A 15,761-nucleotide genomic window follows, 5' to 3' on the forward strand; every position below is an offset into this window, starting at 1 on the left:
AAACCATTGCCCGGTCGCTGCAAGTCCCGGTAGCGCTAAAGCGGTTTTGTCCAGTCGTCGGCAAACGCCGCAGCGCGGGCTTGCATCGCTGCGTGCGGCGGCGCAAACTTGCGCGCAAAAAGAGGTATGCGATGTCACTCGAAGATGCAGCGCGCGATGTGCGCGAGCGGGCCTATGCGCCTTATTCCAATTTCAAGGTGGGGGCGGCGCTGCGCGCCGACACGGGCGCGGTGTTCGTGGGGTGCAATGTGGAAAACGTGGCCTACCCCGAAGGCACCTGCGCCGAAGCGGGCGCGATTGCGGCCATGATCGCGGGTGGCGCACAGCGGATTGCGGAAATCGTGGTCATTGCCGACAGCCCAACGCCGGTGCCCCCCTGCGGTGGCTGCCGTCAGAAGATTGCCGAATTTGCGGGGGCTGATGTGCCGGTCACGCTCTTGTCGCTGAACGGCGCGCGGCAGAACACCACGGTCGCGGCACTTTTGCCCGGCGCGTTCGGCGCGGACCATATGGAGCGCGGCTGATGCCGCGTGCCTTCCTCGTTGTGCTCGATTCGGTGGGCTGTGGCGGCGCGCCGGATGCCGAGGCGTTCGGCGATGCGGGCGCCAACACGCTGGGCCATATCGCGCAAGCTTGTGCGGCGGGGCAGGCGGACAAGGGCCGCGCAGGGCCGTTGCGCCTGCCGGTGCTGGATGGGCTGGGCTTGGGGGCCGCGATCCTGCTCGCCTCTGGCATGGATGCGCCGGGTCTTGGCGCGCGGCCCTCGGGCCTGTGGGGTGCGGCGACAGAGGTCTCGCGCGGCAAGGACACCCCGTCGGGGCATTGGGAACTGGCGGGCGTGCCGGTGCCGTGGGACTGGACCTATTTCCCGCGCCAGATCCCGGCCTTTTCGCCCGATCTGACCGCGAAGGTCTGCGATTTGGCCGGGACCCATGGCATTTTGGGCAATTGTCACGCTGGCGGGGTCGCGATAATCGACCGTTTCGGGGCCGAACACCTGCGCACGGGCTGGCCGATCTGCTACACCTCTGCCGACAGCGTGTTCCAGATTGCCGCGCATGAACAAGCCTTCGGGCTGGACCGGCTGCACAAACTTTGTGCCGATCTTGCCCCCCATCTGCACGCCATACGCGTGGGTCGGGTCATTGCGCGGCCCTTTCTGGGCACCGAGGGCGCGTTCACCCGCACCCATAACCGCCGCGACTACGCCATTGCCCCGCCCGCGCCCACGCTGTGCGATTGGGTTAGCGGGGCCGGGCGCGTGGTGCATGGCGTGGGCAAGATATCCGACATTTTCTCGGGGCAGGGGATTACGCATAGCCACAAAGGGGCGGATGACGCGGCGCTGTGCGATCACCTTCTGCGGTTGGTGGACGGGGCCGAGGACGGGTCACTGACCTTCTGCAACCTTGTGGAATTCGACAGCCTATACGGCCACCCGCGCGACGTGGCGGGATATGCCCGCGCGCTAGAACGGTTCGACGCAGTCGCGGGCCAAATGCTGGGTCGCCTGCGCCCGGGCGATATTGCGGTGTTCACCGCCGACCACGGCAACGATCCGACGGCAGCGGGGTCCGACCACACGCGCGAACGCGTGCCGGTTCTGGTTGCGGGCCTTGGTGCGGGCGAAATCGGGCATTGCGGTTTTGTCGATGTCGCGGCATCCATCGCGCAGCATCTGGGCGTTCCTGCCCATGGGCCGGGACGGAGCTTTCTACCATGAGCGATTTTGCAAAGCTGCCCAAGCTGGAATTGCACCTGCATCTGGAAGGGGCGGCACCCCCTGCCTTCATCCGCGCGCAGGCCAAGCGTAAGGGCGTGGACCTGTCGGGCATTTTTGACGTGGCAGGGGCCTATAAATACACTGGCTTCGTGGATTTCTTGCGCGTCTATGAAGCTGCCTGCACGGTGCTGACCACCCCGCAAGATTTTCACGACCTGACCTTGGCCGTGCTGGAGCAATCCGCCGCGCATGGCGTGATTTACTCGGAAGCGTTCCTCTCGCCCGACTTTTGCGGTGGCGGCGACTTGGTGGCGTGGCGCGACTACCTGGCGGCGATCGAAGCTGCGGCTGCGACCGCCGAGTCGCAAATGGGCATCACCCTGCGCGGCTGTATTACCTGCATTCGCCATTTTGGGCCGGACAAAGCCCGCATCATCGCGCGGTGCGCGCAGGAAACGGCGGGCGATTTCATCACTGGCTTTGGCATTGCGGGCGATGAGAACGCGGGCGAACTGCCCGATTTCATCTATAGTTTCGATGCCGCGCGCGAGGCGGGTCTGGGCCTGACCGCCCATGCCGGCGAATGGCGCGGGCCGGATGAAGTGCGCGCAGCACTGGAACACCTGCGCGTGTCGCGCATCGGCCATGGGGTGCGGGCGGTAGACGACCCGGCGCTGGTCGAACATCTGGCCGAGCGCGGCACCGTGCTAGAGGTCTGTCCCGGGTCCAACGTGGTGCTTGGCGTCTATCCCGACCTGCGCGCCCATCCCATCGAAAAACTGCGCGCGGCGGGGGTGGCTGTCACCGTCTCGACCGACGATCCGCCGTTTTTCCACACCGATATGAGCGCGGAATATGCCGGGCTGCACCGCGCCTTCGGCTGGGAGCAGCCGCAATTCGACGCGCTGGCGCAGACCGCGCTGCACGCCGCCTTTTGCGACGACAGCACGCGCGCACGCCTTGCCAAACGATTGGAGAGCGCATGACCCATCCTGACCTTACCCTGATCGACCACCCGCTGGTGCAGCACAAGCTAAGCCTGATGCGTGACAGCCGCACGCCCAGCCCGGAATTTCGCCGCCTTTTGCGCGAAATCGCGCTGCTCTTGACCTATGAGGCCACGCGCGACCTGCCCATCGCGCCGCAGCGCATCGACACGCCGCTGACGGCGATGGACGCCCCCATGCTGGCCGGGCCTGACCCGGCGGTGGTGTCAATCCTGCGGGCGGGCAATGGGCTGCTTGACGGGGTGCTTGATGTGGTGCCAACGGCCAAAGTAGGCTTTGTGGGCCTTTACCGCGATGAAGAAACCCTGCGCCCGGTGGAATATTACAACAAGCTGCCCTCTGATATGCCGGGCCGGTTTACCATAGCGGTCGACCCGATGCTGGCCACCGGCCATTCCGCTGCCGCAGCCATTGACCTGCTAAAGCGGGCAGGTGCCGCGCGGATATGCTTTATCTGCCTGCTGGCCGCGCCCGAAGGCGTGGCAGTCATGGCCCAGAAGCACCCCGATGTGCGGATCGTAACCGCCGCGCTGGACAGCCATTTGAACGAAAAAGGGTATATCGTGCCGGGCTTGGGCGATGCAGGTGATCGTATCTTTGGCACGGTTTAGGCAAGCGCAGGGCCGAATCGCCTTTACTTTCCAAGGCTTGCAGCGGCATTCTTGAATGAATTGACCGGGGGGTTTGGATGACTCGTTTTTTGATGGCTGCAAGTGTGGCGGCGATTTGCACGGGCCTTGCGGCACAGGCTCAGACCAATGGGTTGAACCCGGCCAATCTGCCGCCCGCAGCGTTTGAAGGGCGCGAATTCGTCGATAGCGCGGGCTGCGCATTTCTGCGGTCAACCTTCGGGGGCGAAGTGACATGGATTCCGCGCTACGGGACGGACCGCAACCCGGTTTGCGACCTGTCCCCAACGGTTTTTGCATCCGATACTCCCGCAGCCCCGGCAACATCTGCGCCAGACGCGCCAAGCCAACAGGCCAGCGCGGCAGAAAATGCAGCACCTGCCGCCGACGCAGAGCAGGCCGATCCGGAAACGACCGAAACCACAGCGGCCGCGCCCGCCGACACCACCGCCGCACCGCGCGGCCGGATAGAGATTGTCGGCGCTGTCCGTGACCCGGTGCGCCGCGTCGCACCCAGTTTTCTGGGCAAGGAACCGCCACGAAGCCAACCGCCGCGCCGCGCCAAGCCGCGCTACCCGGTGGCCGATGCCTCTGGCCGTCACCCGTCCTGCCCCGGCAGTGCGCCTTTCGGGCAGTTGGTGAATGCAAGCGACGGGCGCAAACTGGTGCGCTGCGTGACCGAACCGGCCTTGTTTCTGGGCAAGCACGAAACAGAGCAGACGCAGCTCGCCTCTGTTGCCCAGCATGACAGTGGCGGGCAGGGGCTAAGGGTGCAGGTGGGCAGTTTTTCCGTGCCGGCCAATGCCCACCGGCTGGTGTCGCGTCTGCTAGCGCATGGCTTGCCCGCCAGCCAGCAGACGGCACGCGGGCTAAGGGTTGTGAGCGTTGGCCCTTTCAGCGGCGGCGCAGAGGCACAGAGCGCCTTGGCACAGGTGCGCGCGATGGGCTTTCACGACGCCTTCCTGCGCCGCTAAGGTCAAGACGGTTACGGCATGAAAAACCCCCGGCGAGAATGCTCTCGCCGGGGGGCAATTCGGGGATGTGCCAGCGGTTATTCCGCGTCGGACCCTTGGGCTTCATTGCGAAGCAGGATTTCTGCGGCGCTTTCTTCTGCGTCGCCTTCAGCTTCCGCGCCGGCATTGTCTGAGTCGCCTTCGCCTTCCGCATTGTCTGCGTCGTTTGCGCCTTCGGCCGGTTCGTCTGCCGCTTCTTCTGTCGCGCCTTCACTTGGCGCGTCAGTGGCATCGCTTTGCTCATCCGTTGTAGCGTCATCTGTTGCTTCGGCCGCGTCTTCCGCCGCTTCCGATGTCGCTTCGGCTGCGTCGTCCGCCGCGTCACTTGCCGCATCTGCCGCGTCATCGGCCATATCTGCAGCGTCAGAGGCGGCATCGCTTGTCGCTTCGGCCGCGTCGTCTGTCGCGTCTTCGCCCGCGCCGGTCAGGTCTTCCATCAGCGACTCAGCTTCTTCGACGGCACCCTCAACAGCATCTTGCGCGGCCGTGGTGGCATCTTCGAGGGCGGATTCTGCCGCCTCTGTTGCGTTTTCGACCGCGGTTTCCGCGGCACTTGCAGCCTCTTCTACGGCGTCCTGCGTGTCGGGTGCCACGTCTTCGGCTGGCTCGGCATCTGCGGCGTCTTCGGCAGGTGCTGGCTCTTCCATCGGCGTTTCAACGGGCGCGACAACCTCTGACGGTGTGCGCGACTGGATCCCCAACCAGATCCCCACAGCGGCGATCGCCAATGCGATCAATGACAAAACCATCTTGTTCATGCTACGGTCCTCTGAAACCATGATTAACTGTCGCTGCGTATGACAGAAATCTCTGCGCTTGCAAAGTCAGCCGCCGATAAACGAGCAATATCCCGCGCGCGATTCCCGCTTGAATAGCAGCGGTCGCGGGCTTAGATTGCGCGCCACAAACGTAAGAATACAAGGAATTCAGCCATAGCTCGCAGACCGCACAACGCCCCGCCCCCGCGCGACACTGGACCCCGCGTGAATGAGCGCATTCGCGCGCCCGAGATTCGCTTGATTGGGGCCGACGGGGAGAATATCGGCGTGGTTAAACCGTCCCAAGCCATGATGCTTGCCGAGGAAGCCGGGTTGGACCTGGTTGAAATCTCGCCCAATGCAACGCCGCCGGTCTGCAAGATCATGGATTTTGGCAAGTTCAAGTATGAACAGCAGAAGCGCGAGGCGGAAGCCCGCAAAAAGCAGCATGTTATCGAGATCAAGGAAGTCAAGTTTCGGCCCAATACCGACACCCATGACTACGAGGTCAAGATGCGCAACGTGATGCGCTTTTTGGAAGGTGGCGACAAGGTCAAGGTCACACTGCGCTTCCGGGGCCGCGAAATGGCGCACCAGAACTTGGGTGCAGACCTGCTGAACCGCGTGGCCGCCGATGTTGAAGAAATCGGCAAGGTCGAGAATATGCCTAAAATGGAAGGGCGGCAGATGATTATGATGATCGCGCCGCGCTGACTGCGCATCGTTTTGCAGGATCAGAAAAGCCCGGCCGTGCCGGGCTTTTTCATGCGCTTACATCCGGCGGATATAGGTCCAGGTGGGCACATTGGCGCGGCGGGCGACGGAATAGGCTTCGGCATCTCCCAGATAGTCGAAGCCGGCATTCGTCAGCACATGCGCAGAGGCCGTGTTGTCCTGAAACACTTCGGCAAATAGCGTGCGCGCGTTATGCGGATTGGCTTTGACAATGCAGGCCACGGCTTCCGACGCATAACCGGCATTCCAGAACGCGGGCGCGACCCAGAACCCGATCTGGCTTTGCTGCCGGTCAAGAGGTTTGAGCGAGATCAGCCCCAGAACCGCCGCGCGATCATGCCCCGCGCCATCCATGACCCAGACATCTTCCTCGCGCGTGGGCGCAGTCGCGCGTTCGATGAATTGGGCGGTTGCGCCCGGCGGCAGGGGGTGCGGGATGGACCGCGTCCCTTCGGCCACGCGCGCATCGCTTGTGTAAAGCTCCAGTAGCCCTTCATCAGAAGTTTGCAACGGGCGCAGCACAAGGCGTGCGCTGGTCAGCACGGGCAAATCTGCGCCAAGCGTGGTATCAAGTTTCATTCAATCCTCCTGTCGGGCCCTCACCCGGATCGGTGCCGCTAAAATGCCGGTTGCCTGCTCCTCCACGCAACCGGGCTGCGAAACCGAAACGGGGCCGGCACTTCTGCCGACCCCGTGTTACATATAAAATGTTACAGTTCGGCTTATTCCGCGGCATCCGCAATCGGTTGCACCGATACGAAGCTGCGCCCTTTCAAACCTTTGGTGAAGGTCACGCGACCTTCGGTCAGGGCAAACAGAGTGTGGTCGCGGCCCATGCCGACGCCTTCACCTGCGAAATGCTTGGTGCCGCGCTGACGCACGATGATATTGCCCGGAATCGCGAGCTGACCGCCGTAAAGCTTGACGCCAAGGCGACGTCCGGCAGAATCGCGACCGTTGCGGGAGGAACCGCCTGCTTTCTTGTGTGCCATGAGCTGTTACTCCTGTTCAGATGCGAATTGCTTGGCTTGGTCGATCCAGCCATCACGCTCGATACGGCCTTTGAACGACAGTTTGTCATCCATATAGGCAATCTCTGCCGGACCCCAAGCTGCGATCTGGTCAAAGTGGAACACGCCGTTTTCGTGCAGCAGGCCTTCCAGCTTGGGACCAACGCCAGAGATCTTTTTCAGATCATCGGCCTTGCCGTCGCGGGCTTCGGTCAGCAGGTTGGCAGGCTTGGTGCCTTCCACGGCTTCTGCCGCCGGGGCGGCTTTCTTGGCGGGCTTGGGGGCCGGAGCGGCAGCTTCAACCGCAAAGCCCGACACGGACCCGGTGCCGATCGCGGCTTTCACGCCCGAGGCATCCGCGCCAGAGGCCAGAATATCGGTCACGCGCAGCAGCGTCAGCTTCTGGCGGTGGCCCTTGGTGCGCTGCGAGCTGTGCTTGCGGCGACGCTTGACGTAATGGATGACCTTGTCGGCCTTGATCTGGTCGATCACCTCGGCCTGCACGCCAGCACCGTCCACAATGGGCGTGCCGATCACGGGGGCATCGCCACCGATCATCAAAATCTCGTTGAACTGGACTTTTTCACCAGCTTGTGCGGCAATGCGTTCCACGCGCAGAACGTCACCCGCCTGCACCCGGTATTGCTTGCCACCTGTTTTCAGGACCGCGAACATATCGGTCATTCCTTATTTTCTGCCGCGCCCTGTGGTCCCTGCATAAGCAGGCGTTTGTTACCGTCGGGCTGCGTGCCCCGGTTCGGGGCATAGACATAGATCCGCGCGGGCCGAATGCCCGAACGGAAGCTGGCTAATGCACCAGCACGCGCGCTCTGTCAAGCAGTGCAAAGGCCCCTGTTCACGGGGTGTTGCGCGCTGGGGCCGTTGCGTTACCCTAAGGTATCTCAAGTGGAGGAGAGACCATGACCCGCCTTGTTCCCATGACCGCCATCGCGTTGGCCTTGACCGGGCCTGTTTTGGCGCAGACCGTCAATATCACGCCCGAAATGGGCGCCGTTACGGTCGAAACCCCGTCCGGCCCGGTCGAGATTTCGCGCATTCAGGACGAATCGGCCGTGATTGACGGGGAATTTGCCCGCATCGCGCGGCCTTGCCCGGAATTCTGCATCCAGCCGATGACGCCCGCCGAGGGGGTGCGCACGGTGGGCGAGCTGGATGTGATGGACGCGCTCCAAGACCCCGACACCTTGGTCGTGGATGGCCGCGTGCGGCCCGATTGGCAGACCGGCACCATCCCCGGCGCGATCAACATGCCTTATACGGAAATGGCGGATGAATTGCACGAACTGGGCTGTGAGCCGGATTTCGAAGGTTTTATTTGCGATGCCGATGTGGTCCCGAACCTTGTGATGTTCTGCAACGGCCCATGGTGCGGCCAGTCGCCCACCGCGATTCGGCGCATTATTGATGCGGGCTACCCGGCCGAGAAGATTGCCTATTATCGCTGGGGCATGCAGGGCTGGCGCATGTTGGGCCTGACGGTCGCAGGCGGGGCAGAGGGCTAGCCCCCCAGCACCAGCATTCGGCGCGTGTTGTCGGGGCGCAGCATGTAGAGCGTGTTGTCCCCGATCGCGGCCACGGTGGCATCTTGCAGCCGGTCGCCTTCGCGCACGCGCAAAATACGCCCATCGGCCAGCCGCACCAGCGCGTGGCGTAGGCCTGCGGCCTCGACCACGGCGATCAGGTTTAGCTGGTCCAGCGCAATGGCCTTGGGCCGCGTGGCGATATCGGCAACCGTCTGGCCCGATGGCAGGGGGGCGGCCCTTTCGGGCGGCGCATCTGCCATGCTCAGCGGCAATGGCGCGAAAGCGACCCGCAGAATGGGGCGCCTATGCGGGGCTGCGGCATCTGGCGCGCGCGGTTGTATCAAAGGGGCGTCTGGCTTGTTGGGGGGTGCGCAATCTGGACCGGGCGCGCTACAGGGCGGCACAAGGCTTGCCGCCAGATAAAGCGCGCCCAATGTCAGCCCCACGGCAAGCGGCAATTGCCACAGCCACCCGCGTGCAGGTGCGGCGGGGGGCAGCGGGCGCAGATGCTCTGGCACAGGCTGCGGAGCGGGTCGCATGGAACGGCGGGCATTCATGGGGCAAATTTACCGCAAATCGGAAATCTGGGCGATACGCTGCACGATAGTCGTGCCGTGTTACGGTTGTCTGAAATCACGGATTGAACAAGGCCGCTCAGCACCTGGACCCTGTTTTTGCGCGAGAAGCGCTAATACCCGGCGCTGCGCGACACTTCGTGCAAAAGCGGCTGACCGGCCTGAACCCGCGCGATATTGGCGGCAATGACCGCTGACGCCGTATCGGGCCGCGTGGCGGCGGCAATATGCGGGGTGACGGTGACAGAGGGATGCGCCCAATACGGGTGCTCTGCGGGCAAAGGTTCGGTGCGAAACACATCCAGCGTGGCGGCGGCAATCTGCCCTGTATCCAATGCCGCCAGAAGCGCCGCATCCTCCACCAAGGTGCCGCGCCCCGGATTGATAATGCGCGCGCCGCGGGGCAGTTGTGCAAGCGTTTGGGCATTCAGGATGTTCGCGGTCGCAGGGGTGTCGGGCAAAAGCGTGACAAGAATTTCAGAGCATTGCAGCACCTTGCGCAACCCGTCTGCCCCATGATGGCAGGCAATGCCCGCCACCGCGCGCGGGCTGCGCGACCAGCCTGCCACGTCAAAGCCCAGTGCCACAAGCGCCTGCGCACAGGCGCGCCCCAATTCGCCAAGCCCCAGAAAGCCAACGCGCCGATCCTGCGCCAAGGGCGGCACGAGCGGCGCCCATTTGCTTGCGGGCCGGTCCAGCCCCAGATGGTAGCGCAGCACATGTCCGGTGACATATTCGACCATGCCTTGGGTCAGGCTGGGATCGACCATACGCGCCAAGGGCTGGGTCAGCGTTGGGTTGGCGACAATGCGTTCCACCCCGGCCCATAGGCTTAGCACCGCGCGGCAGCGTGTGAAGGGCGCGAAATCTTGCACCGGGCTGGAGGGGGCATAGACGATGTAGTCAACGCTTTCAGGCGCGGCATCCGTGACCAGTGCCGCGTCCAGCCCCTGCGCGGCAAAGGCCGCGCGCAAGGGGGCATCGTACTCCTCGAACACGCCGTGGCCTGCGGCCAGCAGAACCGTCAGTGTCATGCTGGAAGCCTTGGGCGGTGAATATGAGCCGATTGCAACAGGCCAAAGCCCACCATCAGCACCATCATGGCCGACCCCCCATAGCTGATAAGCGGCAAGGGCACGCCCACGACAGGGGCCAGCCCCATGACCATGGCCGTGTTAACCGCGAAATACAGAAAGAAATTCGCCGTCACCCCCACTGCCAGCAATGCGGCGAAACGGTTCGATGTGCGCAGCACCGTCACAAGGCAAAAACCAATGATCATGACATACAGCAGCAGAAGCGATCCCGCACCGATAAAGCCGAATTCCTCGGCCAGCGTGGTGAAGATGAAATCGGTGTGCTTTTCCGGCAGAAAGTTCAGCCGCGATTGCGTGCCTTCCATGAAGCCGCGCCCCGACCAGCCGCCAGAGCCAAGCGCGATCATTGCTTGGTTGATGTGATACCCCGCGCCCAAAGGGTCTAGCGTGGGGTCCAAAAAGGCATCTATCCGGCGATACTGGTAGTCTTTGAGCAATTGCCAGTCTGTCCCGCGCGAGGCGAACACGGCCACGACCAGCCCTATGAAAGAACCGATGACACCCGCGAAATAGCCCCAATGCACGCCTGCGGCGAAGATCACCGCACCGCCAGCGGCTGCAATCAGCAGCGAGGTGCCAAGGTCCGGCTGGCGCACGACCAAAAAGACCGGGAACAGCGCAATGATCGCCGCGCCCAACACGAATACCGGGCGCGAAATCTTCTTGATATCGACCCAGTCGTAATAGGCCGCAAGCGCCATGACGGTGGTGATCTTGGCCAGTTCCGACGGTTGCAGGCGCAAAGGGCCAAGTTCCAGCCAGCGTTGCGCGCCCATGCCCACCGACCCGAAAAACTCGACCCCAAGCAGCAGGATCAAAGACAGCATATAGCCAAGGCCAGAGACAGACCGCCAGAACCAGATCGGCACCATGGCGACGGCGAACATCACCACAAGCCCCACGCCGAAGCGTTGCATTTGCAGTTCCATCCAAGGACGCGTGCTGCCGCCTGCAACCGAGTAGAGCATGACAAAGCCATAACAGGCCACAGCGATCAGCAGGACCACCAGCGCCCAGTTCAGATGCAGCACCTTGGCGGCACCCTTGGGCATGCGTTGGGTGTTGTATTCAAGATAGCTCATGCGCGGCTGACCCGGAACGATCCCAGATCGCGCAGGCGGTTTTCCATCTCCGTCTGCTCGGCGCTGATGCGGTTGCGCTGCGCGGTCGGGTAGGCGGCCAGCGGCGGGCGCCCGTCATTCAGCGCCGCAAGCAAAATGTCGCGCCCGATGGGGGCCGCCGCCGTGGACCCGCCGCCGCCATGTTCCACGATGACCGCCACGGCCACGCGCGGGTTGTCGAGCGGTGCAAAATTGACAAACAGCGCATGGTTGCGCCGGTTCCAAGGCAGGTCTTCCTGACGCCGAATGCCCGCGTCACGCTCTGCCTGCGTAATGCGGAACACTTGGCTTGTGCCAGTTTTACCCGCCATCGCCATGGTGGGTTCCACCACGCGCGAGGAATAGGCCGTGCCGCGCCGGTCATTGACGGATTGCGCCATACCCCGGCGGATCATGTCCAGCCATTCGGGGCGCAGATCAAGGCTGGCGGCTTGCGGAACCGCGCGTTCCAGCGGGTCGCGCAGCAGCCGCGGCACCACGGCGCGATTGCTGGCCAAACGCGCGGTCATGATCGCCAGTTGCAGCGGGGTGGTCAAAACATAGCCTTGCCCGATCGAGACATTGACCGTGTCGCCAATGCGCCAATCGGCATCGCGCGTGCGCGCTTTCCACTCTCGCGACGGGTTCAGCCCCGCTGCGACAGAGGTCAGCGGAAGCTGGTAGCGAATGCCAATCCCAAGGCGTTCGGCCATCGCATTGATGCGGTCGATCCCGCAACGCTGCGACATTTCGTAGAAATACACGTCACAGCTTTCCGACAATGCCGCCACCAGATCGACCCGGCCATGCCCGCTGCGCTTCCAGCAGTGAAAACGGTTGCCCGACACATCCATATGGCCGGGGCAAAAGACACGCTCGCGCCCATCGGTTTCGGCGGCGTCCAGCGCGGCCAATGCCGTCACCATCTTGAAGGTAGATCCGGGCGGATACATGCCCTGAACGCATTTATTGACCAGCGGGCGATATTCGTTTTCCAGCAGCGCGTTATAGTTCTTGGACGAAATGCCCCGCACGAACAGGTTCGCATCATAGCTTGGGGCAGAGGCAGAGGCGAGGATATCGCCCGACTCGATATCGATGACCACCGCTGCGGCGCTTTGCCCCTCTAGTCTGGCCATTGCGTAATTTTGCAAGCGCGCGTCGATGGTCAGGTGCAGGGTCTCGCCCGGCTCGCCCCCGACCCGGTCCAATTCCCGCATGACCCGACCGACAGAGTTGACCTCGACCCGTTGCGACCCGGCCTTGCCGCGCAGCCGCGCCTCGGCCTCGCGCTCGACCCCGCTTTTGCCAATCTGGAAGCGGGGGATCATCAGAACCGGGTCGGGGTCTTGCTCGCGCGCAAGGTCTTGGTCAGAGACCGGCCCGACATAGCCCACCACATGCGACAGATCTTCCGTCAGCGGGTAGACCCGCGACAAGCCCATTTCCGGCGTCACACCCGGCAGGGCAGGGGCATTGGCGGCGACGGCGCTTATTTCTTCCCAGCTTAGCCGCTCGGCGACCGTGATCGGCACGAACGGGCGATTGCGCAGCATATCTTCGCGGGCGCGGGCGATCGTGTCGTCCGGCAGCCCGATCAGCTTTTGCAGGCGGCCCAGCACAAGGTCGATATCGCCCGCGTCGTCCCGCGTTATGACCACGCGGTAATTTTGCTCATTGCCAGCCAAAAGCACGCCGTTGCGGTCATGGATCAGCCCGCGCGTGGGCGGCAGCAGGCGCAGGTTGATGCGGTTTTCCTCTGCCAGCAGGCGAAACGCATCTGCCTGTTCCAACTGCATGTCGCGCAGCCGCCATAGCAGTGCCCCGGTGACCACCAACTTTATGGCCCCAAGCCCCAGCGCCCGGCGGGTAATCAGGCGGCGACTGAGTTCCTTTTCCCGGTCCGTGCGTTTCACAATTTCTGCCCCAGATCATCGACTTCGCCTGTCGCGGGTTTGCGCAGGCTTAGACCGAAATGCAGCGCCGCCGCGACCAGCGGATAGATCGCTACAGTGCCGATAAACTGCGCAAGGCTCAAGCCAAGCGGCGCTTGCGGCACCATCACAATTCCGAGCACCATGCGGTTGAACAGGAACATGCCCAGCATCAGGGCCGAAATCAGGGCATATTCCAGCCAAAAGGACAACCCGCGCAAGGTCTGGTTACGCTTGCGCAGAAATTCGGTCATACCCAAAACGATCAACGCCCATAAACCGGGCGGGCGCATCATCAAGATGTCTTCGACAAAGACATATCCTGCGATCACAGGCGCGGGCAGCATGTCGGGGCGGCGCACCACCCAAGCCAAGATCAGCGCCAACATCAGGTCCGGGGCGGGCCAGCCATCCCAGCTTATCCCGGTCGCGCCCGGTTCGCGGGTGACATCGCCCAGCCCCTGCAAGGGCAAAAGGCGAAACAGCCAGATCAGCGCCCCGATGCCGATGAACAGCGCGATATACCACAACCGGCTGGACAGGCTGCGCTCAGCCATCGGTCCGGGCCGCATCGGGGACAGGGGCAAGGGGCGGCGCAATATCTGGCGCCAGATTGTCGGGCAGGGTCGGGTTTGCCCCATCGGTGGCTTCGGGCTGGCTGTCGGGGCCCGCAGGCAAGATCAGATCACCGGTCGAGGTGATCGTTTCTTGCGGGCGCGACCGCAGCACGCGCAGAAATTCCAGCCGCCCGTAATCGGCGGCCAACCGCACCCGCAAGCGCCGGTCGCGCGACATGACAACTTCGCCCACGAGCAGCCCGGCGGGAAAGACGCCACCATCGTCGGAACTGACCACGCGGTCGCCGGGGCGCAGATCGTCCGGGTCCTCGATGAAATCCAGCAGCGGAAAGGCGCTGTTATCGCCCGACAGCATGGCGCGCTGCCCCGAGGGTTGGATCACCACCGGAACGCGGCTGGCGCTGTCGGTCAGCAGCACCACGCGCGCGGTGCGTTGTCCGACACCGGCAATGCGCCCGGCCAGCCCCAGCCCGTCCATCACCGCCCAGCCATCGACCAGCCCGTCGCGCGCGCCCACATTCAACAGCACCGAATTGCGAAAGGGCGATCCGCTATCGGCCATGACAACGCCGGTCACATGCGTCAGTTGCGGGTCCAGCCGCACTTGGTTCAGGTCCAGCAATTCGGCGTTGCGCTGTTCCAGTTGCAACGCCGCTTCGCGCCATGCGCGCATTTGCTGCAATTCGCGGCGAAGTTGCTGGTTCTGTTCCATGATCCGCGCATAAGAGCGGAAATCATCCAACAGGGCGGTCACTTGTGTCAGCGGTGCCAAAGCCCAGTCGAACGAAGGCACGACCGTGTCGATCACGGCCATGCGGAAGCGTTCGATGCGCGGGCTGTCGATCCGCCAGACAAGGAACACCGCCAGCAGCGCAACGACCAGCACGCCCATGAAAATGCGTCGCAGCGGGCGGACATAGTCGGTGTCTGTCTGACGTTCGCCGGCCAAGACCCACCCCTACCTGTCAGCTTTCATAATCAATCGCGTGACGCAGTTGTTTTTCGTATTCCAACGCTTTGCCGGTTCCGATGGCGACACAATTGAGCGCTTCGTCCGCCACCGAAATTGACAGCCCTGTCTGTTCGCGCAAGGCCAGATCCAACTCGCCCAGCAGCGCGCCGCCGCCGGTCAGCATAACGCCGCGGTCCACAATGTCGGCGGCCAAGTCGGGCGGGGTGGTTTCCAGCGCGATCATCACGGCTTCGCACATGGTGGTCACGGTTTCCGACAGCGCTTCGGCCACTTGGGCCTGCGTGATCTCGGTTTCCTTGGGCACACCGTTCAGCAGGTCGCGCCCGCGCACCAGCATGGATTTGCCGCGCCCGTCATCGGGCATCCGCGCGGTGCCGATGGCGCATTTGATCTTTTCTGCCGTGGCATCGCCGATCAGCAGGTTCTGGTTGCGGCGCAGGAAGTTGACGATGGCTTCATCCATCCGGTCGCCGCCTACGCGCACCGAACGCGCATAGACGATATCGCCCAAGGACAGCACCGCCACTTCGGTCGTGCCGCCGCCAATGTCCACAACCATGCTGCCGGTGGGGTCGGTGATGGGCATACCCGCGCCAATCGCCGCTGCAATGGGTTCGGAAATAAGCCCCGCGCGCCGCGCGCCCGCCGACAGCACAGATTGCCGGATTGCGCGCTTTTCCACCGGGGTTGCGCCATAGGGCACACAAACAATGACCTTCGGCTTGGAAAACAGCGTGTTGCGATGCACTTTGCGGATGAAATGCTTGATCATTTCTTCCGCCACATCGAAATCCGCGATCACCCCATCGCGCATGGGGCGAATGGCCTCAATGCTGCCCGGCGTGCGCCCCAGCATCAGTTTGGCGTCCTCGCCCACGGCCAGCACCGCTTTGCGCCCGTCCTTGATGTGATAGGCCACCACCGAGGGTTCGTTCAGGATAATTCCACGCCCCTTGACATAGACCAGCGTATTGGCGGTGCCGAGATCTATCGCCATGTCGGATGTGAACAGGCTTGAAAAAGGGTTCATGCTGATATTTCCGTGTTTGTGCCGCGACACCCCAAGATATGGGGGAGTTGGCCGG

General features: G+C 63.3%; 18 protein-coding genes. 7 read left to right on the top strand and 11 right to left on the bottom strand.

The window, feature by feature from the left end; translation table 11 throughout:
* The first annotated feature begins 92 nt into the window (after positions 1-92).
* From AWT76_RS07310 to AWT76_RS07330, 5 genes are all read left to right on the top strand, one after another.
* Positions 93-524: a cytidine deaminase gene (locus tag AWT76_RS07310; RefSeq protein WP_281179088.1), complete on the top strand. Its 432-nt coding sequence runs from the start codon at positions 93-95 to the stop codon at positions 522-524.
* Positions 524-1,723 carry a phosphopentomutase gene (locus AWT76_RS07315; protein WP_072245770.1) on the top strand — a complete coding sequence of 400 codons (1,200 nt, stop codon included), beginning with the start codon at positions 524-526 and terminating at the stop codon, positions 1,721-1,723. The genes AWT76_RS07310 and AWT76_RS07315 overlap by 1 nt, the downstream gene beginning before the upstream one ends.
* A complete protein-coding gene (locus AWT76_RS07320) occupies positions 1,720-2,709 on the top strand; it encodes an adenosine deaminase (RefSeq protein WP_072245771.1) in 990 nt (329 codons plus the stop codon). Before AWT76_RS07315 ends, AWT76_RS07320 begins: the two co-directional genes overlap by 4 nt.
* A complete protein-coding gene (gene upp, locus AWT76_RS07325) occupies positions 2,706-3,341 on the top strand; it encodes a uracil phosphoribosyltransferase (RefSeq protein WP_072245772.1) in 636 nt (211 codons plus the stop codon). The genes AWT76_RS07320 and upp overlap by 4 nt, the downstream gene beginning before the upstream one ends.
* Positions 3,342-3,418: 77 nt before the next feature.
* Positions 3,419-4,333, top strand: a complete 915-nt coding sequence (locus AWT76_RS07330) for an SPOR domain-containing protein (RefSeq protein ID WP_082700138.1) — start codon at positions 3,419-3,421, stop codon at positions 4,331-4,333.
* A gap of 77 nt (positions 4,334-4,410) precedes the next feature.
* Here the strand turns inward: AWT76_RS07330 and AWT76_RS07335 are convergent, their stop codons facing one another.
* On the bottom strand, positions 4,411-5,130 hold the full coding sequence (locus AWT76_RS07335; RefSeq protein WP_141655904.1) for a hypothetical protein: 720 nt from the start codon (positions 5,128-5,130) through the stop codon (positions 4,411-4,413).
* Between the two features lie 225 nt (positions 5,131-5,355).
* On the opposite strand from AWT76_RS07335, the gene infC reads away from it, so the two are divergent.
* Positions 5,356-5,844, top strand: a complete 489-nt coding sequence (infC, locus tag AWT76_RS07340) for a translation initiation factor IF-3 (RefSeq protein WP_245638788.1) — start codon at positions 5,356-5,358, stop codon at positions 5,842-5,844.
* A gap of 57 nt (positions 5,845-5,901) precedes the next feature.
* Here the strand turns inward: infC and AWT76_RS07345 are convergent, their stop codons facing one another.
* The 3 genes from AWT76_RS07345 to AWT76_RS07355 form a co-directional block, all read right to left on the bottom strand.
* Entirely contained in the window at positions 5,902-6,444 is a 543-nt protein-coding gene (locus tag AWT76_RS07345; RefSeq protein ID WP_072245776.1) for a GNAT family N-acetyltransferase, read from the bottom strand.
* Positions 6,445-6,587: 143 nt separating this feature from the next.
* Positions 6,588-6,857 (bottom strand): 50S ribosomal protein L27, encoded by a 270-nt coding sequence (rpmA, locus tag AWT76_RS07350; protein ID WP_072245777.1) that lies wholly within the window; start codon positions 6,855-6,857, stop codon positions 6,588-6,590.
* A gap of 6 nt (positions 6,858-6,863) precedes the next feature.
* A complete protein-coding gene (locus AWT76_RS07355; protein WP_072247570.1) occupies positions 6,864-7,550 on the bottom strand; it encodes a 50S ribosomal protein L21 in 687 nt (228 codons plus the stop codon).
* Positions 7,551-7,795: 245 nt separating this feature from the next.
* Here AWT76_RS07355 and AWT76_RS07360 point away from each other — a divergent pair, with 245 nt between their 5' ends.
* Entirely contained in the window at positions 7,796-8,398 is a 603-nt protein-coding gene (locus AWT76_RS07360) for a rhodanese-like domain-containing protein (protein ID WP_072245778.1), read from the top strand.
* Here the strand turns inward: AWT76_RS07360 and AWT76_RS07365 are convergent.
* From AWT76_RS07365 to AWT76_RS07395, 7 genes are all read right to left on the bottom strand, one after another.
* Entirely contained in the window at positions 8,395-8,958 is a 564-nt protein-coding gene (locus AWT76_RS07365; protein WP_141655905.1) for a hypothetical protein, read from the bottom strand. The two genes, AWT76_RS07360 and AWT76_RS07365, sit on opposite strands and share 4 nt — an antisense overlap.
* Before the next feature lie 149 nt (positions 8,959-9,107).
* Positions 9,108-10,028 (bottom strand): 2-hydroxyacid dehydrogenase, encoded by a 921-nt coding sequence (locus tag AWT76_RS07370; protein WP_072245780.1) that lies wholly within the window; start codon positions 10,026-10,028, stop codon positions 9,108-9,110.
* The gene (gene rodA, locus AWT76_RS07375; RefSeq protein WP_072245781.1) at positions 10,025-11,173 is read right to left on the bottom strand and encodes a rod shape-determining protein RodA; all 1,149 of its coding nucleotides are present in this window, start codon (positions 11,171-11,173) and stop codon (positions 10,025-10,027) included. The genes AWT76_RS07370 and rodA overlap by 4 nt, the downstream gene beginning before the upstream one ends.
* Positions 11,170-13,107: a penicillin-binding protein 2 gene (mrdA, locus tag AWT76_RS07380; RefSeq protein WP_072245782.1), complete on the bottom strand. Its 1,938-nt coding sequence runs from the start codon at positions 13,105-13,107 to the stop codon at positions 11,170-11,172. The genes rodA and mrdA overlap by 4 nt, the downstream gene beginning before the upstream one ends.
* Entirely contained in the window at positions 13,104-13,682 is a 579-nt protein-coding gene (locus tag AWT76_RS07385) for a hypothetical protein (RefSeq protein ID WP_072247571.1), read from the bottom strand. The genes mrdA and AWT76_RS07385 overlap by 4 nt, the downstream gene beginning before the upstream one ends.
* Entirely contained in the window at positions 13,675-14,652 is a 978-nt protein-coding gene (gene mreC, locus AWT76_RS07390; RefSeq protein WP_072245783.1) for a rod shape-determining protein MreC, read from the bottom strand. Before mreC ends, AWT76_RS07385 begins: the two co-directional genes overlap by 8 nt.
* 16 nt (positions 14,653-14,668) lie before the next feature.
* Entirely contained in the window at positions 14,669-15,706 is a 1,038-nt protein-coding gene (locus AWT76_RS07395; protein WP_072245784.1) for a rod shape-determining protein, read from the bottom strand.
* Between the last annotated feature and the right edge of the window lie 55 nt (positions 15,707-15,761).

This window comes from Roseibaca calidilacus, from assembly GCF_001517585.1.
Taxonomy (GTDB): Bacteria; Pseudomonadota; Alphaproteobacteria; order Rhodobacterales; family Rhodobacteraceae; genus Roseinatronobacter; species Roseinatronobacter calidilacus.

Coding starts and splice junctions, on each gene's coding strand:
- AWT76_RS07315 (WP_072245770.1), top strand. CDS start 524: ATGCCGCGTGCCTTCCTCGTTGTGCTCGATTCGGTGGGCTGTGGCGGC.
- AWT76_RS07320 (WP_072245771.1), top strand. CDS start 1,720: ATGAGCGATTTTGCAAAGCTGCCCAAGCTGGAATTGCACCTGCATCTG.
- upp (WP_072245772.1), top strand. CDS start 2,706: ATGACCCATCCTGACCTTACCCTGATCGACCACCCGCTGGTGCAGCAC.
- AWT76_RS07330 (WP_082700138.1), top strand. CDS start 3,419: ATGACTCGTTTTTTGATGGCTGCAAGTGTGGCGGCGATTTGCACGGGC.
- AWT76_RS07335 (WP_141655904.1), bottom strand. CDS start 5,130: ATGAACAAGATGGTTTTGTCATTGATCGCATTGGCGATCGCCGCTGTG.
- AWT76_RS07345 (WP_072245776.1), bottom strand. CDS start 6,444: ATGAAACTTGATACCACGCTTGGCGCAGATTTGCCCGTGCTGACCAGC.
- rpmA (WP_072245777.1), bottom strand. CDS start 6,857: ATGGCACACAAGAAAGCAGGCGGTTCCTCCCGCAACGGTCGCGATTCT.
- AWT76_RS07355 (WP_072247570.1), bottom strand. CDS start 7,550: ATGTTCGCGGTCCTGAAAACAGGTGGCAAGCAATACCGGGTGCAGGCG.
- AWT76_RS07360 (WP_072245778.1), top strand. CDS start 7,796: ATGACCCGCCTTGTTCCCATGACCGCCATCGCGTTGGCCTTGACCGGG.
- AWT76_RS07365 (WP_141655905.1), bottom strand. CDS start 8,958: ATGCGACCCGCTCCGCAGCCTGTGCCAGAGCATCTGCGCCCGCTGCCC.
- AWT76_RS07370 (WP_072245780.1), bottom strand. CDS start 10,028: ATGACACTGACGGTTCTGCTGGCCGCAGGCCACGGCGTGTTCGAGGAG.
- rodA (WP_072245781.1), bottom strand. CDS start 11,173: ATGAGCTATCTTGAATACAACACCCAACGCATGCCCAAGGGTGCCGCC.
- AWT76_RS07385 (WP_072247571.1), bottom strand. CDS start 13,682: ATGGCTGAGCGCAGCCTGTCCAGCCGGTTGTGGTATATCGCGCTGTTC.
- AWT76_RS07395 (WP_072245784.1), bottom strand. CDS start 15,706: ATGAACCCTTTTTCAAGCCTGTTCACATCCGACATGGCGATAGATCTC.